This window comes from Lysinibacillus sp. GW821-FHT14F06 (assembly GCF_058803665.1).
Map to the genome: position 1 here is coordinate 98,212 of NZ_JBXAPF010000002.1, position 24,835 is coordinate 123,046.

19 protein-coding genes and 1 riboswitch are annotated in these 24,835 nt (G+C 35.9%); of the genes, 7 read left to right on the plus strand and 12 right to left on the minus strand.

Annotation, left to right across the window (positions count from 1 at the left end; all coding sequences use genetic code 11):
• Window positions 1-71: 71 nt before the first annotated feature.
• On the plus strand, window positions 72-758 hold the full coding sequence (locus AC1RNS_RS02730; RefSeq protein WP_427539221.1) for a response regulator transcription factor: 687 nt from the start codon (window positions 72-74) through the stop codon (window positions 756-758).
• Between the two features lie 36 nt (window positions 759-794).
• Here the strand turns inward: AC1RNS_RS02730 and AC1RNS_RS02735 are convergent, their stop codons facing one another.
• The 5 genes from AC1RNS_RS02735 to AC1RNS_RS02755 all read right to left on the minus strand — a co-directional run bounded on the left by AC1RNS_RS02735 (window position 795) and on the right by AC1RNS_RS02755 (window position 10,642).
• Window positions 795-5,933 (minus strand): ATP-binding protein, encoded by a 5,139-nt coding sequence (locus tag AC1RNS_RS02735; protein ID WP_492990613.1) that lies wholly within the window; start codon window positions 5,931-5,933, stop codon window positions 795-797.
• A gap of 23 nt (window positions 5,934-5,956) precedes the next feature.
• The gene (locus tag AC1RNS_RS02740; protein WP_492990614.1) at window positions 5,957-7,654 is read right to left on the minus strand and encodes an HD-GYP domain-containing protein; all 1,698 of its coding nucleotides are present in this window, start codon (window positions 7,652-7,654) and stop codon (window positions 5,957-5,959) included.
• 425 nt (window positions 7,655-8,079) lie between these two features.
• Window positions 8,080-9,114 carry a beta-carotene 15,15'-monooxygenase gene (locus AC1RNS_RS02745; protein WP_492990615.1) on the minus strand — a complete coding sequence of 345 codons (1,035 nt, stop codon included), beginning with the start codon at window positions 9,112-9,114 and terminating at the stop codon, window positions 8,080-8,082.
• Window positions 9,111-9,605: a MarR family winged helix-turn-helix transcriptional regulator gene (locus AC1RNS_RS02750; RefSeq protein ID WP_492990617.1), complete on the minus strand. Its 495-nt coding sequence runs from the start codon at window positions 9,603-9,605 to the stop codon at window positions 9,111-9,113. Before AC1RNS_RS02750 ends, AC1RNS_RS02745 begins: the two co-directional genes overlap by 4 nt.
• A gap of 152 nt (window positions 9,606-9,757) precedes the next feature.
• Window positions 9,758-10,642, minus strand: a complete 885-nt coding sequence (locus tag AC1RNS_RS02755) for an AraC family transcriptional regulator (protein WP_492990618.1) — start codon at window positions 10,640-10,642, stop codon at window positions 9,758-9,760.
• Window positions 10,643-10,749: 107 nt separating this feature from the next.
• Here AC1RNS_RS02755 and AC1RNS_RS02760 point away from each other — a divergent pair, with 107 nt between their 5' ends.
• Together AC1RNS_RS02760 and AC1RNS_RS02765 are read left to right on the plus strand one after the other, a co-directional pair.
• Window positions 10,750-11,688, plus strand: coding sequence for an EamA family transporter (locus tag AC1RNS_RS02760; RefSeq protein ID WP_492990620.1), 939 nt, complete (start codon window positions 10,750-10,752; stop codon window positions 11,686-11,688).
• Window positions 11,689-11,857: 169 nt separating this feature from the next.
• Complete coding sequence (locus AC1RNS_RS02765; RefSeq protein WP_492990622.1) at window positions 11,858-12,904, plus strand: Cj0069 family protein; 1,047 nt, start codon at window positions 11,858-11,860, stop codon at window positions 12,902-12,904.
• Between the two features lie 51 nt (window positions 12,905-12,955).
• Here AC1RNS_RS02765 and AC1RNS_RS02770 read toward each other — a convergent pair whose 3' ends face one another.
• A complete protein-coding gene (locus AC1RNS_RS02770; RefSeq protein WP_427539245.1) occupies window positions 12,956-13,588 on the minus strand; it encodes a LysE family transporter in 633 nt (210 codons plus the stop codon).
• Window positions 13,589-13,830: 242 nt separating this feature from the next.
• Here AC1RNS_RS02770 and AC1RNS_RS02775 point away from each other — a divergent pair, with 242 nt between their 5' ends.
• Complete coding sequence (locus AC1RNS_RS02775) at window positions 13,831-14,343, plus strand: DUF3221 domain-containing protein (protein ID WP_492990849.1); 513 nt, start codon at window positions 13,831-13,833, stop codon at window positions 14,341-14,343.
• A gap of 51 nt (window positions 14,344-14,394) precedes the next feature.
• Here the strand turns inward: AC1RNS_RS02775 and AC1RNS_RS02780 are convergent, their stop codons facing one another.
• Both AC1RNS_RS02780 and AC1RNS_RS02785 read right to left on the minus strand, forming a co-directional pair.
• The gene (locus AC1RNS_RS02780; RefSeq protein WP_492990623.1) at window positions 14,395-15,132 is read right to left on the minus strand and encodes a tetratricopeptide repeat protein; all 738 of its coding nucleotides are present in this window, start codon (window positions 15,130-15,132) and stop codon (window positions 14,395-14,397) included.
• A gap of 104 nt (window positions 15,133-15,236) precedes the next feature.
• The gene (locus tag AC1RNS_RS02785) at window positions 15,237-16,952 is read right to left on the minus strand and encodes a methyl-accepting chemotaxis protein (protein ID WP_492990624.1); all 1,716 of its coding nucleotides are present in this window, start codon (window positions 16,950-16,952) and stop codon (window positions 15,237-15,239) included.
• Between the two features lie 202 nt (window positions 16,953-17,154).
• On the opposite strand from AC1RNS_RS02785, the gene AC1RNS_RS02790 reads away from it, so the two are divergent.
• The 3 genes from AC1RNS_RS02790 (at window position 17,155) to nspC (ending at window position 20,022) form a co-directional block, all read left to right on the plus strand.
• A complete protein-coding gene (locus tag AC1RNS_RS02790) occupies window positions 17,155-17,361 on the plus strand; it encodes a hypothetical protein (RefSeq protein ID WP_492990625.1) in 207 nt (68 codons plus the stop codon).
• A 295-nt stretch (window positions 17,362-17,656) separates the two neighbouring features.
• Complete coding sequence (locus tag AC1RNS_RS02795; protein ID WP_054610484.1) at window positions 17,657-18,886, plus strand: saccharopine dehydrogenase family protein; 1,230 nt, start codon at window positions 17,657-17,659, stop codon at window positions 18,884-18,886.
• Window positions 18,883-20,022 (plus strand): carboxynorspermidine decarboxylase, encoded by a 1,140-nt coding sequence (gene nspC, locus AC1RNS_RS02800; RefSeq protein WP_492990627.1) that lies wholly within the window; start codon window positions 18,883-18,885, stop codon window positions 20,020-20,022. The genes AC1RNS_RS02795 and nspC overlap by 4 nt, the downstream gene beginning before the upstream one ends.
• Window positions 20,023-20,460: 438 nt before the next feature.
• Here the strand turns inward: nspC and AC1RNS_RS02805 are convergent, their stop codons facing one another.
• The 4 genes from AC1RNS_RS02805 to AC1RNS_RS02820 all read right to left on the minus strand — a co-directional run bounded on the left by AC1RNS_RS02805 (window position 20,461) and on the right by AC1RNS_RS02820 (window position 24,759).
• Entirely contained in the window at window positions 20,461-21,348 is an 888-nt protein-coding gene (locus AC1RNS_RS02805; RefSeq protein WP_492990628.1) for an amidase, read from the minus strand.
• 43 nt (window positions 21,349-21,391) lie between these two features.
• Window positions 21,392-21,479, minus strand: a riboswitch (cyclic di-GMP riboswitch).
• A 133-nt stretch (window positions 21,480-21,612) separates the two neighbouring features.
• Entirely contained in the window at window positions 21,613-22,101 is a 489-nt protein-coding gene (locus AC1RNS_RS02810) for a chemotaxis protein CheW (protein ID WP_492990630.1), read from the minus strand.
• Window positions 22,102-22,127: 26 nt separating this feature from the next.
• Complete coding sequence (locus AC1RNS_RS02815; RefSeq protein ID WP_492990631.1) at window positions 22,128-23,243, minus strand: M20/M25/M40 family metallo-hydrolase; 1,116 nt, start codon at window positions 23,241-23,243, stop codon at window positions 22,128-22,130.
• A gap of 562 nt (window positions 23,244-23,805) precedes the next feature.
• Window positions 23,806-24,759 carry a hypothetical protein gene (locus AC1RNS_RS02820; RefSeq protein ID WP_492990632.1) on the minus strand — a complete coding sequence of 318 codons (954 nt, stop codon included), beginning with the start codon at window positions 24,757-24,759 and terminating at the stop codon, window positions 23,806-23,808.
• Window positions 24,760-24,835: the final 76 nt, after the last annotated feature.

The window sequence follows — 24,835 nt, forward strand, 5'->3', positions numbered from 1 at the left end:
CCTAGAAGTTTTCTTTCCCTTTCTATCTAAAAATTGATATATTAGAAGATAGAGAAAGGAGATTCATAGGTGTGGTAAATGAAAAAATCTTAATCGTAGAAGATGATATTGACATAATGGAGGTTCTATCTCTTACTATTGCAAATGCAAATTATTTAGTTTTCAAGGCATCAACCATTTACGAAGGTTGGGAAGCAGCAGTAAAGCAAAAGCCTGATTTAATTTTATTGGATGTCAATTTACCTGATGGCAATGGCTTTGAATTGGCGAGAAGGATTCGTGAAGTTTCGGACGCCATTATTATTTTTGTGACTGTCAATCACTTAATTGACCATAAACTAGAAGGCTTTGAAGTAGGCGCAGATGATTATATAACAAAGCCGTTTATTCCAAAAGAATTACTTGCTCGTATACAAGCAAACTTAAAAAGAAAGACAACGTCCATAAGAAATCCTATATTACATATTGATAACTTAGTTATTCATTTTGATGAAAAAAATGTTTATAAAAACGGTAAACGTTTAAATCTTTTTACGAAAGAAAAGCTACTATTATTTTTCCTAATCGAACATGCTAATAAGGTAATTAGTGTAGACCAACTGATAGATAACGTTTGGGGACAGGATGGTGTGACTGATTCAAAAACGGTTTCTGTCCATATAAGTACACTCCGACGTAAAATCGAAGACGTTCCAGCTAAGCCTAAGTGGATTCAAACTGTTCGGGGCTTCGGTTACCAATTTGTTTATAAAAAATAAAGTGCTGAGCAGCGTAAAATGCTCAACACTTTATTTTTAAACAGTTATCTTTTCTGTTACTAATGGCAATGTAAAGCTAAATATGGACCCTTCATCCTCTATGCTTTCCACATATATTTCCCCATTATGTTGTTCCACAATTTGCTTACAAATAGCTAGGCCAATTCCGTGTGAATCTACTTTATCAACATTGGATGCTCGATAATAACTATCGAATATAAAGGGAATATCGCTCTGTGGGATACCTATGCCGCTATCTGAAATGGAACAGATTAGATGTGTGTCCTCCACATACATTAAAAATTGAATACTGCCATTTGAAGTATATTTCATGGCATTTGTCATTAAATTTTCCATCAACTGATTTATTCGAGCACGATCGATTAGCAGCTGAGCCTCCTGATGACCGTAAAAATCGGCATAATAGTCTAAGCCCAATTGCTTTATCTCTCGTTCAAAGCGAAATCGAAATTGTTGAAATAAATTAATAGCCCTTACTTCTGTAAAGGTGTATTCTGCTCTTCCCGCTTCTAGATTAGCTAAATCAAATAAATCTTGAATTAATAAATTTAACGATAGTAGCCTTTCCTTACTACGGATTAAATATTTCTCTTGTTCTGATTCCTCTTTAATAACCCCGTCTAATATTAATTCGATATAACCTAGGGTTGAAGTGATAGGTGAGCGTAGTTCATGTGAAATACTATGCAATAATTTTTTCCTTTCTAATTCATTTTTCTCTAATCGGTCATTGACCTTTTTCAAATGACTATTTGTTTCATCCAATTCCTTTGTCCGTGAAAGAACACGTTTTTCTAACTCACCATATATTTTTGCATTTTCAATCGATACTGCAATTTGGCCAGAGATCATTTTTAACAAATTTACATGCGTTGGATGAAAGGCATTAGTAATTAATGTGTTCTCCAAATATAAAATGGCTATAATCTCGTCTTTAAGATGAATCGGCACACATAAGATAGACTTAGCCGCTGAAAATGCACTCAGATAAACACTCTGTGATTGTGTATTTTGAATAATCAGTTGTTCTCCGCTTTGTAAAACAAAATAGACAATGGATTGCATGGTTTCACTGAATTCTTCAATCTTTTGGTCATGAAACATCGTAAATTTAGTTTCATTGGCCTCAGCTTGTGCTAACACTTGTAATTGCTCATGATGTCTATAGATAAAATACCCGATATCTGCACCAGCATGTTTTAATAAGGCAAATAATATTTTACGAAGCAAATCCTCCATCCGGATTTCTGTTGCTAAGGACTGAGTCGTCTCGAAAACAGTCATCATATCAAATGATACGGTTCCACTACTTTGGCCTTTTGGTACGTGATTGGCATGGTACACCTTTTCCCAATGCCTAGCGATCGTATTGGCTCCCCACTCCTGTATTAGCTGTATACCGCATAAAATATAATGTCTGGCCGTTTTTTTATTATGGATAGAATGATAGTAGTTAGCTGCTCGTTCATAAGCAATAGCTGCATCTTGAAGAAAATTATTCATTTGTGCAAGCTGGATTGCCCGATCATAATAAAGAATGGCATTCTCACTCTGTTTTTTCATTCGATAATTCTCGGCTACTAATAAACAATAGAGATGTTCATAGTTTTCAGGTGCATATTGAGCCCATTTTTTAAATTCGCGAATACTTTTACTGATCTCCACTCTATATGCTCTTAATTCTGTTTTCGAGGAATATAGCTTTTGATGAATAAAATGAAATTGCCATAGAGCACGATAAAAATAAAAAATAGGCGTGATTGGCAAAGTATACATTTCTTTTTCTATCACCTTCAATATCTCCAGTAACTCTTTCCCTTGCTGTTCATCACCCAATAAGAATGACATTTGCAATCGAACAGAATAATGCATCATTTTAATAACGGGCTGGTCTAATATAGCAAAAGGATATGACCAGTTAATAGGATAGTCAGGATTTTGAAGCACATTCATCCATAACCCCATTTCAGCTAAAAAGTCTATTGATAATGCACTTGCATGAATGGAAAACTCCTGCTGCTGGCGCTGAATTTCCTGCTGTAAATCCTGAATAGGCGTTCCATTAATGAATTGGATGGCTACGATAAAACAAGAAGCAGCAGAGACCAAATGATGCAAGCCAATCTCCTGACTATTGTGTTGAGCCTTTTGAATATATTGAAGACTGGATTCATATGGATTTGTCCAATGATTAATAAATATGCCATAGACAAAATATATACGGCCTTTGATATAAATATTATTCTGATTCTCAGCAAAGGCGATTGCCATTTTTCCAAAGCGTGTAGAATCTTGAATATTATTAAAGCCAGCATTTAAAAGCATGGCATAGTTAATATACACAACACCACTTTTAGTTCCGTTCCCATATTTAAGCTGTAGTCGCAGCCCTCTCATTAATAAAATACCCGTTAAATTAGGATTGAGCAAAAATGTACTTGCCGTCATATTGATAATTAAATGGATTAACGTATCCATTTCTTTATTTTGAATTGGTGGAAACTTTAAAAGATCTACATCAGTCTTATTGTGCAAAGCTTTTCTTAATAATAGGTATTCCTTTAAAAGTTGAATTTTTGAGGGATGTTCTGCAATATTCATATTGGTAATTTGCAGACCTTCTATGCCAGCCTCAACTCCTACTGAGGGATTATCTGATTCGATATATAGCAAGGTTTTTAAATTATAAATTAATAGCTTTTCTAAAACTGTTTTTGAATGCTGTAATGCTTCTGATAAATGAATTTCTGATATATCATAACGTCCAACTAAATATGCGCACTCTCCTAAGTTAGCATATATTTTTACAGACATTTCACGAAAAGACTTCCAATGATTATCTGGAAGCAGCTCTATACTCGTAGTTAAGAAGGAGATGGCACTGTCAAACAGCCCAATTCTTTTTGCCTCAATACCCAGCTTATAATTCCATATTGCTAAATTTTGTTTTTCGTCAGCATTCAACAATTGCTGACCATAGTTAAAATGTTTCACTACTTCACTTAAATGATAGCCATCCACTATATTCGGGATATTTCTGGTTAGTAATTTCCCGATTTGATAATGAAGCTTTGTCCGTTCTTTTTCAGATAAATCTTGATAAGCTACTTGCTGAATACGATCATGTACAAATTGAAACTTCATATGAAATGTATGTAAAATACCTTCATGTTCGAACTTACTAGCCCATTTAAAATGGGCATCCATTGGCACAATAAAGCCATGCTCTACAAGTACACCCAAAAGCTTCAGTAAATTTTGGGCTGAGATAGAAACTAGCTTTAATAAGGAACTAAACTCAAAGCTTTGACCAAAACAAGAGATGATTCTCAAAATCCGTTGGGCGTCTTTATCTAGTGTAGCCATTCTATTTTCGATAAAAGTCAGTAATTCATTATTAAAAAAGGACTGATTGTATTTATGAATACTAAATTGCCACTCTTTTGTTTCTGTATTGAAATAAATAGTATTATTTTGCTGTAAGGAGCGAAAAGCTTCTTTCACAAATAACGGATTCCCATTTGTCAAACGAAATAATTGTGTAGAAATCAGTTTAATAGTATTTGGCTTAGCATGTAATGAATCCTCCAGCCATAACTGTACATCTTCTTCCTCAAGAAAATCTATCTCAATATGCTGATTTGCTTGGAAATTATTTAAATACTTGTAGTTCTTTTTTACATCTCCCTCCTCATTCAAACGAAACGTAGCTACCCACATAAAATAACCCGCTCGATGTTGTTCAAATAGCTGAGTCATCATCTCGAGTGTACTACCATTTGCCCATTGTAAATCATCCATTAACCATACGATCGGTTTCTTTTGCATAGCAAAGGCTAATAAAATTTTTTGCAATGAACTAAATATATACGTATGTAGCTGCATGGCATTTTCACGTACATCTGTCTGAAAACCTACTTCTTCTTTAAAAAACCATCGAAGCTCCGGTAGTAAATAAACGAGTCGATCTGTTACCATTAACTTTACATCATGAAATAGTTTACGTAATGTCTGAACAGATTTTTCGCCTTCGACATAAACGAGCTTCAATAAATTTCTTAAAGGTTGTACAACAGGTGTAAAGTCATTTTCTAGTTGTAATTGCTCATACTTCATTTCTACAAAATACCCTTTAGCAGCAGCAATGTCTCCCTTTAATGTATAAACGAGTTTAGATTTTCCAGACCCAGCTTTGCCTGAAATCATTACTATTTTTTTATCGCCATTTGCCACTTGATGAAACATAGAAGCAAGTTCTGTGATTTGTTGCTTCCTACCATACAACTTTGTAGAAAGCACCGCATTTAAATGAATGTCATATGTACCCAACTGGAAGTCATGAAGTGGTTCATCAGTTAACAGTTTGTGTTGAATTTGTAATAAATCCTCTCTTAATCCAACTGCACTTTGATAGCGTAATTCTGGATTTTTCGCTAATAATTTTTCTACTATACTCCAAATAATAGGATGGGAATAAGGCTGAAGATTTACCAATGAATACGGCACTTTTGTCAGAATTTCATAGATAAGATCAACAGAGTCTTTTTTTTGGAAAGGTAATTGACCACTGAGTATTTCGTAAAAAATAATTCCAAGCGCATATAGATCAGAACGATGGTCAATTTCTAAATTAACTCTTCCAGTTTGTTCTGGTGAATAATATGGCAGTTGTTCAAGTCGTTCATAAGGATTTTCAATAATGACGGGAGATTCTGCACCATATTTTAAACTGAATTCAGAACTCAGTAATTTTACTTTTAATGAATTTGGATTAATTAAAATTTGGCTAGGATTAAAATCAAGATAGAGTAAATCACTTTGCTGCATTTTAATACAGGCATTCACAAGTTCAAGCGCAATTTGTAAAAATTGGTGTAAAGAAATATGATTATTTCTAAACTCATGTAAGGGTACTCCATTAAAATTTTCATAAATGATTGCGTATTGATTGTCAATATAATCAATGGCTATTGGCTTTAACAACCAATGATTTTGTTCGTTCGCAAACAATGAAAATTCATATTGCAGCCTAGCTCTCTTTTCAGCTGAATTATGATGAATACTTTTTACTAGTACTAAATTATTGAATTTATTTATATACATTCTTTGCAAATTCCAATCTTCTTTCGTTTGTAAAAGTATGCAATCATTCACCAGTATGTACCTCCCTTATTCATTTATGTGGCGATTAATTTTGTAACCGCTTTATATTTTTGTAATTTATCTTTTAAATTTACTTCTTTATGTGACTCTCCAGCAAAGCTGAAGACAAAGCTCTCTAACCTCTCTGGAGTGATATGATACTGCACTAATTTTCGAGTAGTTCCATGAAGGTCAAGACATTCATTACTAAATACACAAATTGCCGATGCCTCACAATAATCTGCGATGTTCAATAGCTCCTCCTTACTAGTTGAGCTCTCTAATACAAATGGATAAATTTCTTTTGCATAAAATAAACCTTCTAATAACTGAATAAAAATATTTGTTCGTAAATCTTGGTCTACCATAAAAAGTATAGCATCCTTTTTTCTTGTTTCACTTCGTAATTGAAGCAGCATATTATGCAACAGTACCTTTAGAGTTTCACGCATAGCCTTTAAGCGCACATCCTCCATCACTAGTTGATGTTCAATGACATCAAAAATTTGGTAGATTGGAATATATATTTTAGTAAAGCACTCATATAACGTATACTGATCCATTAACTGATGGTAGTACTTTTCCATCAAATTAATTTCACCATTCATGAGATACTCAGAGAATTTCTGAAATAGCTTTTCTGGCGTTTCAACATAATAGGAAATTAACTTGACTACTTTAAGCTGGAAATCAAATGGTAATCTAAAGACTGTATTTGTATCTAACCTTCTCACAATAGGTAGAAGTGGATACATATTATTGACATTGTCTACTAGAGCATGAGAACCATCTGATAGTAGCACAATTGAATTTTCTGGATATATGCCAATAAAATCAACAAATCTGGCAAGAAGCTTTTCATCAAGAAGATGCTTTTCTTTATAGATAATTGCCATTGCTTCTGCGGCTCCAACCTCGCATTTATATGGTCGATTTAAGGTAATTGCTGAGTATATATCGATTAGCTGTAATATGAATACTTCCCTAGGTATTTCAGATTCCTCTAGCCCCTCTGGATATCCTGAGCCATCGATTCGCTCATGATGTGACTTAGCCAGATAGGCAATAGATTCAAGTCCTAAATCGCACAATAATTCATAGCCAAACTGTGTATGCGTCTGCATGACTTCAAACTCACTAGGTGAAAGTCTCCCCTCTTTTTTTATAAGAGCTAGCGGTATTTTCAGCTTCCCAATATCATGAAATAAAAATCCCAAGGCACAATGTTCTAAATTTTGTATGCCTTCTTTTTTAGCAAATAGAGTACATAATGTAAATACGTCAATAGCATGCATATATGTGTATGTGTCATAATTTTTTAGCGCAGTAAGCAGTTTTCGATTATGGCTATTTTCCATATAGCGCTGAAATAAATTACGTATAAACTGTATATCGTCCATATTTTTTAATACATGACCATACCGAATCTCCGTGCTCAATTCTCCTAATGCCTGTAGAAAAAGAGAATTGTCTGGCTTACTACTTATTAAGGTATTATCACGCTGTTTATCGTAATCTTCCCTTAACAATACATCCTGTTCAGCATGAAGGTCTGTTTCTACAATCGGTGTCTGAATATAAACATCGTGAACATGGTGATTTTTCAATAATGTTATAATTCTCGATGTTAATACACTTCCACTTTTCATCAACAGACGGTTTTCGACATGTAAATCTTGCCCAAGAACCAATCCTTCCTGTAAATCAACAATGTTTGTTTTAACTACCTTCAAAAATAACACTCCTCTACTTTTATACATAAATCACTATAAAAGATGAAGGTTAAAATCTGGTTAAATAGTATGTAAATTTTCTAAATGATATGAGAATATATCCATAGAAGGCAAATTATGATATATATCAATTGAACGTCATAAAGAATATTCATTATGTATAAAGATAGATAGAAAAGGCTGAACGATTTATTATCGTTCAGCCTAGAAACAAAAATCAATTTCGCCTTAGCGTAATTGCGTCCGGATTTTGAATTGTGCCCGCACAATTCATTCCTTTGAAAATCCGTGACATCCGCCGGAGGCTTTAACTTCTTTCAGCGGGTGTTTGGACACCCTCTGAAAAGTAGCTTAAATTCGCATTCATCTCACCATCTATAGAGGTGGGAGACTTCTGCTGAAAGAAGTTAAAGTTTGTAGAACTATTAATTTACACCCATTCTTTGTACAAGAATTGTTTTAAATTCTTGTTTTTGGTCTGCTTTAATAGCTACTTTGTGATATTTCTTTTTAATGCCTAGCAAAAATGTAACCTCTATTGGCTCCTTCAGCTTTAGGATAAACTGAGGATATGCCACATCGAAATCACGGGCCACAAAATCAATAGTATCTTTCGATAATTTTCCTTCTAACACATGTTTATCCTCAATAAGCTCCTTTATATTATCAAAGCGAATTTCTGCACGTTTCATTAGACCTAATGATAGATATAACTTATCAGATGTAACGTACACAGGATTTAAACGAACAGCTTGCATATCCGCTATAAAAAATATAACGGAGTAGATATTTAAAATTAGCAAAAGAATAGAGAGTAGCATCGACTTCTCATGTAGCCACCAATGGATGCCAATTGTCTCAATAACTATGCCATGAATAAGCATAATTTGAAAGGCGATATAACTAGAGCTCTTATGCAAGGTTAAACCTGGGCCCTCTTTTCTCTTCCAGCTTGCAAAAGCATAATAAAACATCAAAAAGTCTGTGCACAGCATTTGGATAATCGGATGCTTTGGTGCATGTTTCTCAACTGCTTTCGAAAAGGAGAATAAATCTGGTAGATTACTTAATCTTACATCCGCTAGAATTTTAGGCATATAACGGACAAGTGTTACAACAAGCAAAATTTCTAATAGAATAATTGAACCTTCAATCGCAAACCCAACCCATGTAATGGCTACAAATGGCTGAAGATGATCGATTGGAATGATAAAACGGGCTGCAATACAACCAGCAGCAGCTAACAGTATTGTTTGTTTTACAGAATACTTACCTTTATACAGCATATACAAAATCGGCATAACAACAACAAAATCAATTAATGAGCCGATGACTACTCCTTTAGTCTCTGCTGGTAAAATGGATAATCCAAATCCCGTGTTATAAAGTGTGTAATTGCTGGCAAGAACAACTAATAAAAAAGCTAGCCATACATTTTGCTTTTTCTTTAAAGCAATCATTCTTTATCACTCCTTTTTTTAGTTACCTGAAATTCATCCATTAATCCTTCCTCTAACACAATTTGACTTAATTTCTGAATAATCACCTTTAGTTGCACTAATTCATCCAGTTCAAGTTTTGAATAATATTTAGAAATAATAAACCGTTTGATTTCTTCTTCCCTTTCAACATACTTCATACCTGTTGTACCCAGCTGTACAATTATTTCTCGACGATTTTCAGGATTAATGCTTCGAGAAACATAATGCTGCTCTTCCAATTTACTAACCAATTGTCCCACTGCGCTAGAAGTGATATTCATATAACTAGCAATTTGTCCAATTGTTACAGAACTATTTTTATCAACAAAATCGATTAAAATCATTTGTTTAGGCGTTAGATCATCGGTCAATAATTCTTGATGTATCTTGATAAAATGACTATCCATTGAATAAACCGCTTCATCTATCTCCTGAACAAGACGATACAGATGCTCTTCATCTTTTATCATTTTCATTCAATCCTTAAAGTAATATTAATAGTAAAGTCATCTTCACTATTAATATTACCTTATTATTCATGGTTATTATTGTCAATAGCCTCAGCGAAAATGGATGTTTTTACTCTACTATTTTGTCAAAAATTTTTCATATTAATTAATCTTTAACTTTTACAAAATTTTTTACGATAGACATATGGAGAAAATCCTGTATAATCCTTAAATTTTTCAATATAATAACTAACTGTACTAAAACCTGTTGTTGCTGCAATGGTAGTGATAGATTGCTCGCTATCTCGTAATAACTGCAAACTTTTACGAAGACGATACTGTAATAAGTAGCTGAATGGTGACATTCCCACCATTTTTTTAAACAAACGACTACATTCTGCCCTGCTTAAATAAACATGTGCAGCTAATTGTTCCAATACTATTTTCTCTGCATAATTCACATGTAAATAATCCAACATTTCCTTCACTCGTTCATGCTGGACAATTTTCGCAGGTTCTAGCATTTCTACTGTCAGCATGGATTGTGTTAGCATTGCTTCCCAAATGGCTACAAGTTCTCGCCAAACTGTTAACTCATAAAAATCATTTTTCTTTTGTAATATGGATGCGATTCCTTTTACCTTTTGCGATAACGGACCTGAAAGCCTCACATAAGGTAAGCGATTACTTGTAATATATGGTTTTACATATTTCTCGGCAACTATACTCCCCTCATGCCCTCCTAGCAACATTGGATCCACATTCACACAGTAAATCCTTGCCAAATCTATTTCATATGGCTTTGCCTCGTGCAGCCCTAAAGCATTGACAAATAGTCCATCTCCCTTCTCAAGTATAAAAACATCCGCTCCTACTCGATATTCTATACGACCATTCTTCACATAAACGAATTGAATTTCTTTATGCCAATGCAATGGCAAAAAATCTAAGCTTTCTAGTCGCAAAGTCGTCTCATACAAAGCAACTGGAAATGCCTTCGTTCCATGTGAGGTTAGTTCTTGTAAATCCTTTGCAATTTTTATATGTGTTAAGGCCATTTCTTTGTTCACCTCAATATATTGATACTTTTAACCATTAAATCGATATTTATTACACTAATTAATCCTTATAATTACTTTATATTGATAGTTTAGGAGATGTCAAAGTGAATCAAACACAACTTAACAAACGTACTTTTGGTTTTATTCTCGTCATTCTGGGGGCAAGCTTTTGGGGCATTGGCGGGACTGTTGCACAAAAGCTTTTTCAGCAGGAAAATATCGAAGTAGGATGGCTCGTTTCAAGTCGTCTTCTTACAGCAGGCCTATTATTAATCGGTATCTATAAATTAACACATTGGAGAAATTCTATTTTTGTTATGTTCCGTACAAAGCAAAATGCAGTAAGACAAATAGTATTTAGTTTACTTGGCATGCTTGCGGTTCAATATACGTATATGATGTCGATTTCAATCGGTAATTCAGCTGTTGCGACATTACTTCAATACCTAGCCCCTCTTTTTATTATGGGCTATTATTTACTAACGAGGCATAGTCAATTAACACGACAGGATGGTATTGCTGTCACATTGACATTGGTCGGTACTTTCTTATTACTTACAAATGGCTCCTTTTCCACCCTCTCTGTTCCAAGTATGGCAGTGTTTTGGGGTATTTTATCTGGTCTCTCTGCAGCTTTTTATACGTTATATGCTTTACCACTTTTACAGCAGTTTCATTCATTGTTAGTAGTAGGCTGGTCGATGGTTATTGGCGGTATTGTGATGAGCCTATTTCATCAGCCATGGCAAATTAACATATCTAATTGGGCATTATCAACTATTGTGTATTTTTTGTTTATCGTTATTTTTGGAACGATGCTGGCTTTTTGGTTTTATATTGCTAGCCTGCATTATTTAACTCCGAAAGAAACAAGCTTATTGGGAAGTTTAGAACCTTTAACAGCTGTTATCACAAGTGTATTATGGCTCAAAATAAACTTTGGAGGTTATCAACTGCTTGGAACGATGCTAATCCTTTGTATGATTTTATATCTCACGGTCTTCCCTAAAAAGCAACAACCATTACAAACTAATGGTGATTAATAAATTTTCAATGTTGAGGAACATAGGCTGCATATTGCTTTACTCTTCTTACTGTCTGTTTATACGGGATAAAATTCAAATTAATACATAAAATTTACATATTTTATATATCTTTTATCCCTAACAGTCAATTATACTGAAACTATCATCATACTAAGGAGGTATTTTTATGGATAAAAAAGTTATATTTTTTGAGGTTCGCGGTGGTTCAGATAAGGGACCAGATGGCTATCGGAAAGATACAATGCCAATGGTGGATGCGTTAAAACAACGTGGTCAGGATGCGGAGGTTATTTTCTTTGATGTGACAAGAAAAGAAGAAATTTTTAATTATGTGAAAGAAAATGGAATCGCTTATGTTTCACGTATCAATCCTGGAAATTTACAGCATGAGGAAGAATATTTTGCAATGTTACGAGACTTATGTCATGCTGGTGTCATCGGTATGCCACATCCTGATGCCATGATTGGTTATGGCTCAAAAGATGTCTTATCAAAATTGGTCTCTACCAATTTAGTGCCTGATGATACATTTGCCTATTATACGATTGAAGCATTTAAAGCTCAATTCCCTAGCTCGCTTGCTATCACAGAACGCGTTTTAAAGCAAAATCGTGGTTCAACAGGAGAAGGTATTTGGCGAGTAAAATTGGTGGAACCTCTTGCAGAAGGAGTCACAGAAGTACCACTTGATGCTCAAATTAAATGTACGGAAGCCAAGGATAATCATGTAGAATATTGGAAGCTTGGTGAATTTATGACGTTTTGTGAGCAGTACATTACAGGTACAAATGGCATGCTCATAGATATGCGCTTCCTGCCACGTATTACAGAGGGTGAGATTCGCTTATTTATGCTACGTGATAAACCCGTACACGTCGTACATAAAAAACCTGCTGATTCTGAGGATGCCTTTAGCGCTACATTATTTTCTGGCGCGAAGTACCGCTATGATTCTCCAGAGGATTGGGAAGAGCTGGTACAAAATTTCTTAACACAGTTACCTCTTGTAACTAATCTGCTTGGTGGCTATGATTTACCACTAATATGGACGGCTGATTTTATGTTAGATACAGATGCAGCTGGAGAAGATTGCTATATTTTAGGTGAGATGAATTGTTCTTGTGTAGGCTTTACTTCTGAGCTTACGTTAGCACACCAAGTAGCTGAGGAAATTATCGCTTGTATCAAGGAGCGTACAGAAGTTTCCGCATAACCCAGATTGACTTCTACAAAAAAGTGCGACCCTTGTGAATCGCACTTTTTTTCATATATAGACCTTAATAGCTTGTATAAATTCATAGATAAAATATCCTGCAAAGCCAATTAGTAAGACACCTGCCGCCATTGTAAGGGTCTTAATAACCTTACGGCTCATCGCTTTACGGGTCACTGAAACAATGGCCATTAAGCCAATATCATGCAATAATATACCGCTCAGAACACCTGCTGCAATGACTAAAAAGCTGGTTGACTCGCCTTGACCATATGATTTGGCTAGAACCACACCGAAAACATTCACCCAGAATACGAGATTTCCAGGCGAAATAGCTACTAGTAGTCCATTACGATAAGAAGTAAAAAACGATTTCGTTACTTTCTCGCCTGCTAGCGTAATATCATGGTCCGCATTTTTTATTGAATCCAGCCCCAAGAAGAATAAAAAGCCTGCCCCTATTATCCACATTGGAATTTGAATAATCGGCATTGCTAAAATCGAGGCTAATCCCATATACAATGCAAATACTAATACTACGTCAATCGTCATGCCACCGAGTCCAACTGCCCAGCCATGGATAAAGCCATTCTTTAAACCCTGCTTCGTCATTTCGACGGTGATGGCCCCAACTGGCATGGCAATCGCAAGTCCTACCAATACATATGCTACATATAAACTCAAACAAACACTTCTTTCATGCTATAAAATAAGCTTCATACGTCCGTTTGTTTGATTATAGCATAAAAATACGACATTGTAAGGTATTATTAATAATTATTCATCTTTATAGAATAATATTGAAAATCAAAACTATATTTCATATTATTCTCAATAAAGTAATCTTCTATCAATAGAGGTTTCCTCTTCCACTATAAACTAAAACTATATGTATGTATGTAGGAGGTATATTTGAATTGAAAAGAATGCTATTGTTGATGGTCCTAATAGGCTTGAGCAGCTGTTCTCACCCTGAAAAATCTATAAAAAAAGATTATTCATCTGCATCCATTTCTGGATATGTAACAGCTTTACAGGAAGGAAGATTTTTAGTCGTGGATCATGAGCCACAGTATCAAGATAACGGTGATGAGTATTTTGATGCCATCTGGTTTTCCTCAGAGGAAAGTGAAGGTGTAGAAATTGGAGATTATATGTATGTTTGGTATGGAGCTTCTTTTTTATCGTATCCAGGACATGCAGATGCTACTAAATTTGTTGTAGAAGAACAAGAAAAACAAGAGACGGTGTTAACGGAAAAAGAAGTTATTCAGCAAGCTGTAAACGAGCTTAACATAATCACTGGAGAGCATTATTATTCCCCAATTCTAACAAAAATAGAGTATGAAAAACAAACAAATAACTGGGTTGTAAGCTTTGAAAATGAAAATTTAAATAAGCCTAATATCGCTATACATATAAAGGATGCTAGTTCATAACCTGTTCTAGTGTGAAAAAGGCATCCCTCAGGTAAGAGATGCCCTTTTCCCTTAAAGCATTTGCTTTTTCCACTGAGCCAGAATGTCATTGGATTTTGCTATGTCCATCTTTAATATTACCTGCTTAGCAGAGCAACGCTTCTTAGCCTTTTCCCATGCGTCCTCTAAAGCAGGTAAATAGCTTAAATTTTTTGTAGCTGCAACAAGCTGTAAAAAAATATTACCTTGAATATAATACCAGCGTGGGTTCATGCTATCTAACTGAATCGACTCTTCAATGAGACGAAGTGCTAAATATGGACTGCCCTCAGTGTGATTCAGAAATTGAGCGAAAGCTCCCCAGTAAAGTGCCTTATTCGGTTGTAGCTTGATTGCTTCAGCATATTGGATCATTGCCTTATCATGCTCTTTCGCCAAAACAAAATATTCAGCCATCGTATAGTAAGCATTTGCCTGTGCCTCAATTGACCCAGCTAGCAATTCATCCACCACTTTACCAAACTGCTCATCATCCTGGCTTCCCGTATAAGCCGAAAGGACATCGCGCTCTGGATAGGAGCCATCTGCTCGTTCCATACTTTGCTTGACCTTTTCACCTGTAGGAGTAGGCATATTCGCATAGCCATTCGCCTCCAATAACGCAACATGCTGCTGAATCATCGCAAATGCGGCATGCTCTGCAAATGCACTATCAGCTACAACTTTTTTGGCTAACTGGTAGCTTTCCTTCACGCTCCCATTTACAAATAGTTCATTAATCTGTTGGACTTGCTCATCAAACTGTTTCACTATAAAAATCCTCACCTTCACCAAAAGAAAAGTCTTATTGGTAGTTTACCATCTTTCGAGAGAAAAGGAGTGCTTATCATGTAATACAAAGGCTAAAAAAACTTTTAACATTCTTTTAATTTGAACGATTTTACATGTTGTTCTAGTGTATGTGCCATTTGATTCATTCCATTTGAGCTATGCGCTACCTCATCAATACTTGCTGTTGTTTGCTGGGCTGCCGCTGTAATCGTATTCAATGTTTCCTCAATCTCTTGAATAGACTGCGTTAATTGTTGAATCATCTGAACAACATGATCTGATTTGTCTGTTTCCAATGTCATAACATGTGATATTTCAATGATTTCTTCTACAGTATGTGAAACAGCTGTTGAAATATTTCCTAATGATTGAGCAGTTAAACGAACTGTTTTTGTTCCCTTTTCGATATATTTTGTATTATCCTGCGTCGAAGAAGTAACCTGCCGAATATGCCCCATAATTTCTTGTATAAGCTGGTCAACCTTTAATACTTCTTGATTAGATTGCTCTGCAAGTTTTCGAACCTCCTCTGCTACGACTGCAAAGCCCTTGCCATGTTCGCCTGCTCTTGCTGCTTCAATGGAGGCATTCAAAGCCAGCAAGTTGGTTTGTTCAGCAATACCAGCAATGGATGTCGTAATAGCTTGAACTCGCGTTGCTGATGTGACTAAATTGCTGACGGTGTTACTGACCATATCAGAGCCATTACGGATTAAAGTCATATCATTATTAATATCTTTAGCAAGCTGCTCTCCTTCTGCGGCAATTTTCATTGTCCCTCGAGAGGTTTCAACACTTGTATCTGCTTTCACTTTTATAGCTTGTAAATCCTCTGCGAGGGATGTAAGTACACCTGTTGCATTTTCCGCATGGTGCAGACCTTCCGTTACAGTCGCTGTTACCTCATAGATATTGTGCGCAACGCCTTGAATCGTATTTGACATAACATTTAATGTGTTAGCGGTTTCATCAGCGTTCGTGGCTAATGTAATAGAAGTAGCGCGCATCGTCATAATCATATTTTGTAAGTTTACAGTCATACGATCTAATGTGCTTGCTAAATCTCCTACCTCATCATTCCTTTTTACCTTCATTTCTTCTACTGCTAAATTACCATTTGCTATTTGCTTAGCCTGATGAATTAGTAAGGTAATAGGCTTAACCTTACGACGGATTAAAAGTCCTGTAATAATTGAAGCAATTAACATTGGAAAAATACTAATTAAAATACCACTCCGCACAACATCCCAAGTTCGCTCCTTCACAATAGTAGCATCGAAATCAATGACACTGATGGCAATGATTTCCTTGCTTGTGTCATGATCCTTAAAAATAGGTGCATAGCCTGATAATCGCTCCATTCCACCATATGTATAAGGTTCCGAGTAAGTTGGGTGCTTATTCTCAAGTAATAATTGGATTGCCTCTGTGTCCATGTAAAACGTATCTCCAGGTGCAAAGCCCTTCTCTGCCAAATGATCGTCTAAGGCTAACAACGTACCATCTAGCGTTAAAATATATTGAGTTTGAAAGATATCTTTGTGTCCTGTTGTCCAATTTAAATCCTTGCCAATTCGCTCTTTTGCCGCTTGCTCCCCACTCAGTGCTTGTTCCATATCTTCTGGGCGAATCAAGCCCGTTGTTATATTGGCACATCCATATGCCTCGATTCCCGCCGCATCATATAATTTATTATAAGCAGTTATGTATGTAGCGAACGATGTAATTCCTAGCATCACCACTAAGATACCAGCAATGATCGTTCCAAGTTGAAAAGTTAATGAATTTCGTAATTTCACGATTCATCATCTCCCCTTTCTAGTAAAAATCTATGAATATTCATCTTTATTTCTTATCATACTATAAAAAGATGTATTTAAAAAGCATCTTTTATTAAATAATAGAATGAAAAAATGTTGGATAAAGTTCTGAATTGTGAGATAATTGATGCATTATATCTTCATCTGTTGGGCATAAAATCTTCATTTAGGAGGGCTTGCTATGAATAGACGTTTTCATGTTGTGTCTCTTATTATTGGAAATTTGTTAACACTAGGCGCTATTTTCATTTATGCTATGCAAAGTCAAGTGGATGTTGCCCTCAGTACTTATGCCCTTGTAATGGCTTTTTTAAGTACATTGCTCATGATTTTTTTCTATGTATGGGGAGATGAAAAGAAACAAATTTCAAATCGGTTTGATGGTTAATGAAATTAAATCTAGTTGAATTTTTCCCTTCCTGCTCTAGTAGCTAAGGGATTTTTTTATGAACTTCTTTTTCCTAACTATACTTACTAAAGAGAGACGTCGATCACTGGTAGATTTCTATTTCCCATTGACTTATTGATGAACCATTCGGCTTTATCAGGATAAAATAAGTCCAATTGTTGTAGAAAAATAAATTTTTTTGTAGAAAATTTAAAAACAATGATTGAGTAGTAAATCAATTTTCTGTATAATCAGCTTGTTTGACAATACTTTATATGAACTTGGGGGTAGACAATTGGGTAAAGCATTGATTATCGGAGCTGGCGGAGTTGCCAGTGTTGTGGTACACAAGTGTGTTCAAAATTCGGACGTATTTGAGGAAATTTGTATCGCAAGTAGGACTGTTTCAAAATGTGACGCTCTAAAAGAAAAACTAGACGGCGGAAAAACAAAAATTCATACTGCACAGGTAGACGCAGACAATACAGAAGAGGTTATTGAGCTTATTAAAGCTTTCGGACCAGATGTAGTCATTAACGTTGCACTACCTTATCAGGACTTAACGATTATGGATGCTTGCTTAGCGACAGGTGTGCACTATGTGGATACTGCAAACTACGAGCCACCTGAAACGGCAAAATTTGAATATAAATGGCAATGGGCTTATAAAGAGAAGTTTGAAAAAGCTGGCTTAACTGCATTACTTGGTAGCGGTTTTGACCCAGGTGTAACAGGCGTTTTCACAGCTCATGCGCAAAAACATGAATTTGATGAAATCCACTATATCGATATCGTGGATGCAAATGCGGGTGATCATGGTTATCATTTCGCAACAAACTTCAACCCAGAAATTAACATTCGCGAAATTACAGCGAATGGTCGTTACTGGAAAGAAGGCAAGTGGGTTGAAACAGCACCACTTGAGAAAAAAGAAGTTTATAACTTACCGGAAATCGGTCCAAAAGATATTTACCTTCTATACCATGAAGAGCTTGAATCACTTGCGAAAAATATCAAAGGTTTAAAACAAATCCGCTTCTGGATGACGTTCTCTGAAAAATACTTAACACACTTAAAAGTATTAGAAAACGTTGGCATGACATCAATCGAACCTATCGAATTTGAAGGTCAAATGATTCAACCAATCCACTTCCTTAAAGCGGTATTACCAGATCCAGCTTCTCTTGGACCACGTACAAAAGGTAAAACAAATATCGGTTGTATCATTCGCGGTCTAAAAGATGGCAAAGAAAAAACGTATTATGTGTACAACATATGTGACCACGAAGAATGCTATAACGAAGTTGGTTCACAAGCGATTTCTTACACAACTGGCGTACCTGCTATGATTGGTGCAATGCTTGTCATGAACGGTGAATGGCGCAAACCAGGTGTTTGGAATGTAGAAGATTTCAATCCAGATCCATTTATGGATGCATTAAATAAATGGGGTCTACCATGGCAAGAAAGCCATAACCCAGAGTTACTTGACCTTGATTTAGATGCAAAGGAATTAAGCCGATGAAACCAATTGATTTTTCAAAAGTTCCATCCCCTTCTTATGTAGTGGATGAACGATTATTAACAAAAAATCTTGAGCTTTTAAAATCAATTCAAGATCGTACAGGCTGCCGCATTTTATTAGCCCTTAAAGGTTTCTCTATGCATTCAACATTCCCTTTAGTAGGGGAATATTTAGCAGGCATAACAGCCAGCTCACTGCATGAAGCACGTCTTGGCTATGAAAAAATGGGCAAAGAAGTTCACGTTTATGCTCCTGCTTATATTGAACATGAAATGGACGAGCTTCTTGGCTATGTGGATCACGTCGTGTTTAACTCATTTAACCAATGGGCTCAGTTCAAGGATAAAGTGAAAACTGCTGGTAAAACAATTGAATGTGGTATTCGTGTGAATCCTGAGTACTCGGAAATTGAAACAGCACTTTACGATCCTTGCTATACGAATTCCCGTCTTGGAACAACTTTAGCTAACTTTGATAAATCCCAGCTTGACGGCATTGATGGCTTACACTTCCATGCGATGTGTGAACAAAATTCAGATACGTTAGAGCGTATTATTGAAGTAGTAGAAGAAAAATTTGGTGATGTTTTACACCAAATGAAATGGTTGAACTTTGGTGGTGGCCACCATATTACGCGTGAAGATTATGATGTAGAGAAGCTTGTGAACATCATTAATTATGTGCAAGAAAAATATAAACTGCTTGTATATTTAGAGCCAGGTGAAGCAGTAGCCCTTAATACTGGTTATTTAGTAGCTACCGTGCTTGATATCCAAGAAAATGGGATGGATCTTGCTATTTTAGATACGTCAGCAACATGTCATATGCCTGACGTACTTGAAATGCCATACCGTCCAATGATTATCGGTTCTGGTCAAGCCAATGAATTAGCTCACACATATCGCCTAGGTGGACTTACATGTCTTGCTGGTGATGTAATTGGCGATTATTCATTTGAGCAGCCATTAAAACCAGGTGACCGTCTTGTATTTACGGATATGGCCCATTATTCAATGGTCAAAAACCATATGTTTAACGGTGTCAACTTACCTTCAATCGTTTCTTACAATGATGAAGAAGGTATTAAAGTTATTCGAGAATTTAAATTTGAAGACTACAGCGGTCGACTTTCTTAATCAATGTCAAACACCTCCAGCTAAGCTTAATTCTTAGATTGGAGGTGTTTTTTTATTATCTTCTTGGGGTTTTAAAAAGATTACTTTTCTCCTAATTCAAGAATAATAGTCTTAGTGTTTTACAGCATTCAACTTTGAATTCAGCTCTTAACGGCAATACTTGCTCTATAGTTAAGCTGGTTAATTGCATAATTTGTTCATTACTGTAACCCGTTGCAATCATATTTTTGCTACTGCTTTAAATCCTTGTTCTATTCCTTTTTTTTCATCTCTTCTTGAGTGCTTGCTGCAAGTTTTCATCTTTCATTGCTAATGCCTCCAATTCTTGTTAAATATCATCATACGTTTTTTTCAAAATACCTATAAAAAAACGTAGAGTTTCTAGCCCTCTACGTTTGTTAGCATAATTAGTATAGTTTTAAGTATACTTTGCTCTTATTATGGCTGCATATTCATCCAACTATCAACATGATGGATGGCAACCCCTTGATAGCTTGTTTTTTTGGCATAGTGACGCTGAACAAGTGCTAGTTGTTTAGTCATATAGGCTTCACCATCATCAAAAAAAGTAATATTTTGACCATCATCTAATGCTCCTGTTTCAACACTAATAACAATGGATTTATTAACTTTCTTTGCATAGGCTACTTCATATTGCACAACTTTAATAATTTCTTTTGCAGCATTTCGATAAGCCATAATAGAAACGCTCTCTACTTGGTTTATCACCCACTCTGCTAGTAATCCTCGTCCAAATTGATTGTTGTATTTAATTTCATCAAACCAAAATGGCATATCTGCTTCCAAAGGTAAATGTAACTGCTTGGTTTCCCTTTTGGCTTTTGTAAGAAGTGCTTGATAGGATTCAATTGTTTGTTTCTGATTATGACTCCAACCACTATTTAAATATGGCTCTACATCAAGATGAACACCTGAAAATTGCTCTGTTACTTCAGCATTTCTATTGTATGTATATAACCAATCAAACAGCTGATCCTGCATTTTATAGCCTTCTTTAGATACCCAATCTGGCGCTCCGTCCAATGCATATATTTTGATGCCCTTTGCTGAAGCGTGACCAATAAAGCGCTTATAGTCGGCATTTGCTATATCCATATCAATCTGTAAATACAGTTTGTTTACCTGTTTGTTCTCTAAAAACGAGAGTATTCCTGCCTCATCCTCAATAATTTTTGAAGTATCCCATAACCAAGTGGCCTTATCTTCCATGGTCACTGCGTCTACCCTCCCATTTGGTAATCCGAGCGTATTGGCAATCGTAACAAAAATAACAATAGTTACTGTTAATATTGAACAACGTTTCATATCTTACAGCTCCATTCTATTCGCCAAGGCTCCTATAATAGAACCTGGCAACCTGACGATCATGCACTAGAATAGTGTTTAGACTCATGGCTTTGCGCCCTTCCCTTTCGACAAGTTTGCCTTTTACAGTTGTTTTCTTTTATCATACATTGGACAAATGAAAATGTCTGTAGGAAAAATGCATAATAATTATAAATACGGTGAAATCGACTAATAATCATACAGGTTATTTTTACTATAGAAAATAAAAAAAACGTAGAGCATTCAAGCATCTACGTTTTCTTGTTCATTTTCAAGCATTTTATGCAAATAATTAATAATTTCCCGAATTCCCTCTAGTGAATTGACTAGAATTTTTGGGTCCACATAAGTAATCATACGATTTTCTAAGTTTGCTACAGCTGTAAAATAACGTGTTTTTGAATAATTGACAAGCCCCATCTGCTGTAAGATAGACGTGTCAAAATCTAGAATTTCACGGGCCTCTGTTACAAGTAATCCATAATTCACAACATCTGTATTCAAGACTATGATACGTGCTGTTGCAGCATTTGAAGAACGATTATAAAGAATACGTTCAAAATCAAGCACTGGGACAAGCTCACCTCGAATTCTTGTGAAGCCTAGAAGATAATTAGGTAAATGAGGAATTGGTGTTATATGCTCTAATTTTTCAATCGAAATTGCTTGTTCCACAGGCACTGCATATTCCTCAGTTCCACAAGCAAAAACTACTGCCTTTACACTCTCCATGCGGTCACATCCTTCAATTTCTGCTGTTATTTTTTTGCAGACTCTTTAACAATTTCAACTAGTAAATCTGCTAATTTTTCTAATTCTTCTACTGGAATTTTTTCATTTGTTGTATGAATATCTTCATAGCCTACAGAAAGGTTGACCGTAGGGATACCAAATCCTGCAATTACATTTGCATCTGATCCTCCTCCAGAAATCCCTAACGTTGGTGTGCGATCAATATTTCGTACTGCTGCCATTGCGATTTGAACGACTTTATCTGTTTCAGTTACTCGGAATCCTGGATACATCAGCTTTACTTCTACTTCAGCACTTGCTCCAAGTGATGCAGATATTTGTTCAAATGTCTCCTGCATATGCTTCGTTTGAGCATCGAGCTTCGTTTTATCAATTGAACGAGCCTCTGCAAGAATATTTACTTCATCACATACAATATTCGTAGCCTGGCCACCCTCAAAACGACCAATATTTGCTGTAGTTTCTTCATCTAAACGGCCTAGCTTCATCTGTGCTATACATTTCGCAGCAACTGTAATTGCTGACACTCCTTTTTCTGGAGCCACACCAGCGTGAGCAGTTTTGCCAATAATTTTAGCGAAGATTTTTGCTTGATATGGTGCTGCTGTAACAATTCCCCCCACTTTACCATCACTGTCCACTGCAAAGCCGTATTTTGCTTTAATTTTGGATGGGTCTAATTCTTTAGCACCAACAAGTCCACTTTCCTCACCAGCAGTGATGATAAATTCAATATCCCCATGCTCAATATTTTGCTCTTTTAAACGCTTCACCATTTCTAACAGTGCCGCTAGCCCAGCTTTATCGTCAGCCCCTAAAATTGTGGTACCGTCTGACACAATATAACCATCCTCACGTAAAGAAGGCTTAATCCCTTTCCCTGGTACAACTGTATCCATATGAGAAGTAAAATAAATTGGTTCAACATCCAAAGAACCTTTTAAAGTAGCCAATAGATTGCCTGCTCCATGTCCATTACGTGTATGAGCATCATCCTGTTCTACTGTAAAACCAAGCGCTGTCAATTTGTCGATTAAAATCGGCGCAATCACATGCTCATATTTTGTTTCTGAATCAATTTGTACCAGCTCAAAAAACTCTTCTACTAAACGACTTGTCATGTTGTAAGACTCCCTTAGTTTACGTGTATTTCCACGTTATAGTATATGTATTATTTTAGCACAACGTTTGAGGAGTTGAAATAATTCACTAGCAGAACGAGACTAATTTTTGGAAGGAGATCAATTATGCCTCAGCATAATTGCGTCCGGAATTGGCTTTGTGCTTAGGCCTGCGTGAGGCAGGTCAGTTAGGCGTTATCGCATGGACGCGATGATTTTAGGCTAACATCCTTTATTAACTCCTTTCCGATTCCGTGACATCCGCTGGAGGCTTTGGGCCAACAGATGTTTTTTGTGCGAAAGCGTAGTGCTAACGCAGCGACAGCAACATGATGTTGGTCACTAAGTCGTTGCCACAGGACGTGGCGTTCTTAGACTGAGTTCCGCTATTTCAGTAGGTATTTGGACACCCACTGAAAAGGAAACAAAACCGCATTCATCTCACCACTTGTAGAGGTAGGAGTCTTCTGTATCTGCCGCTATGCTTTCGATACAAAAAACATTTGCTGAATGAAGATAAAAAGCTTGTGAAAGAGGGAGATTATCCCTTTTCACAAGCTTCTTATAGTTGGAAGATAGCCTCTTTCTCTCGCTCAAGTGACTGAAGATGTTCAACCGCTTTATGATGCTTATCCTGTAAACGCCAAATTGTATTATGTACATCATCTTGCACACGAGATACCTGCTCTCTAGCAGTTGAAATTTTAGAGTGGACAGACCAGGCTGAGAAAATATCATCAAAGAAATAGTCTGCAAATTTGACAAAACCATCTGTTTCAACATGTAATGATTTCGTTGATAAATCATGGACGTCCAGAAGCTCATTATGAAATCGCTGTAAAGCAATTTGAGCATCATGAAGATAATTTTCAGACTGATTAAGTGCATCGTGCTTTAAATGCGTAGCAATGAGTCCCCCTCCCAAAAACGTATCCCATGTTGAAAAACCATTAGCAGAATGTAGAGAAGCTGCCGCTTGCCCAAGCTTTGTTAATGCAGTTTCACCAGCCTCTTCTGCCTCCTTCATTTCCACAATTAGTTGCTTCGTTACTATTTCTTCATGCGCTAATTGCTCTAATTTTTTTGCTTGCTCTGGCTCATGTACTTGTAAGTAACCCTTCTTTCTAGCATTCAGCTGGCTTAAAGCTTCTTGTAAATGTTGTTCATTAATTTGAGTAAGCTTTGACTTAGCTTGTGCTAAATCAATTGTTAAATCTTCTTGCATTTTTTTTGCTTCATTTATTTTTAATTCAAGAACGGCTGCTTTATCAATTTTCTCTGCTCGTAGTTCATCTTGTTGCCCCGTCCACGTACGAATCATATTCATAAACGAAAAGCCTTCTAACTTATCGAGTTTCGTTCGAATGTGATTGAGTGCTATAGAATGTTTGTAAATGTCCTGTTGTGCACGCTCAAGTTGCTTTTCAATTAATCGTTTTTGTTCATTTAATTTATTGGCATTTCTTAATTGTGCATGTATTGTTTCCTGTTCATTTTGTAATTGTCTCCATTCCATTCATCCCAACTCCTCTTATTTATTTGTACGGATGAAAAGAATAAATGTTTCAATTATCTGTCATCTATTATCATTT

Bases quoted from the DNA above. Each gene is read 5' to 3' on its own strand.
- AC1RNS_RS02775 (WP_492990849.1), top strand. From the start codon at position 13,831: ATGCTATTGTTGATGGTCCTAATAGGCTTGAGCAGCTGTTCTCACCCT.
- AC1RNS_RS02790 (WP_492990625.1), top strand. From the start codon at position 17,155: ATGAATAGACGTTTTCATGTTGTGTCTCTTATTATTGGAAATTTGTTA.
- AC1RNS_RS02815 (WP_492990631.1), bottom strand. From the start codon at position 23,243: ATGACAAGTCGTTTAGTAGAAGAGTTTTTTGAGCTGGTACAAATTGAT.
- AC1RNS_RS02745 (WP_492990615.1), bottom strand. From the start codon at position 9,114: ATGATTGCTTTAAAGAAAAAGCAAAATGTATGGCTAGCTTTTTTATTA.
- AC1RNS_RS02750 (WP_492990617.1), bottom strand. From the start codon at position 9,605: ATGATAAAAGATGAAGAGCATCTGTATCGTCTTGTTCAGGAGATAGAT.
- AC1RNS_RS02810 (WP_492990630.1), bottom strand. From the start codon at position 22,101: ATGGAGAGTGTAAAGGCAGTAGTTTTTGCTTGTGGAACTGAGGAATAT.
- nspC (WP_492990627.1), top strand. From the start codon at position 18,883: ATGAAACCAATTGATTTTTCAAAAGTTCCATCCCCTTCTTATGTAGTG.
- AC1RNS_RS02805 (WP_492990628.1), bottom strand. From the start codon at position 21,348: ATGAAACGTTGTTCAATATTAACAGTAACTATTGTTATTTTTGTTACG.
- AC1RNS_RS02820 (WP_492990632.1), bottom strand. From the start codon at position 24,759: ATGGAATGGAGACAATTACAAAATGAACAGGAAACAATACATGCACAA.
- AC1RNS_RS02755 (WP_492990618.1), bottom strand. From the start codon at position 10,642: ATGGCCTTAACACATATAAAAATTGCAAAGGATTTACAAGAACTAACC.
- AC1RNS_RS02765 (WP_492990622.1), top strand. From the start codon at position 11,858: ATGGATAAAAAAGTTATATTTTTTGAGGTTCGCGGTGGTTCAGATAAG.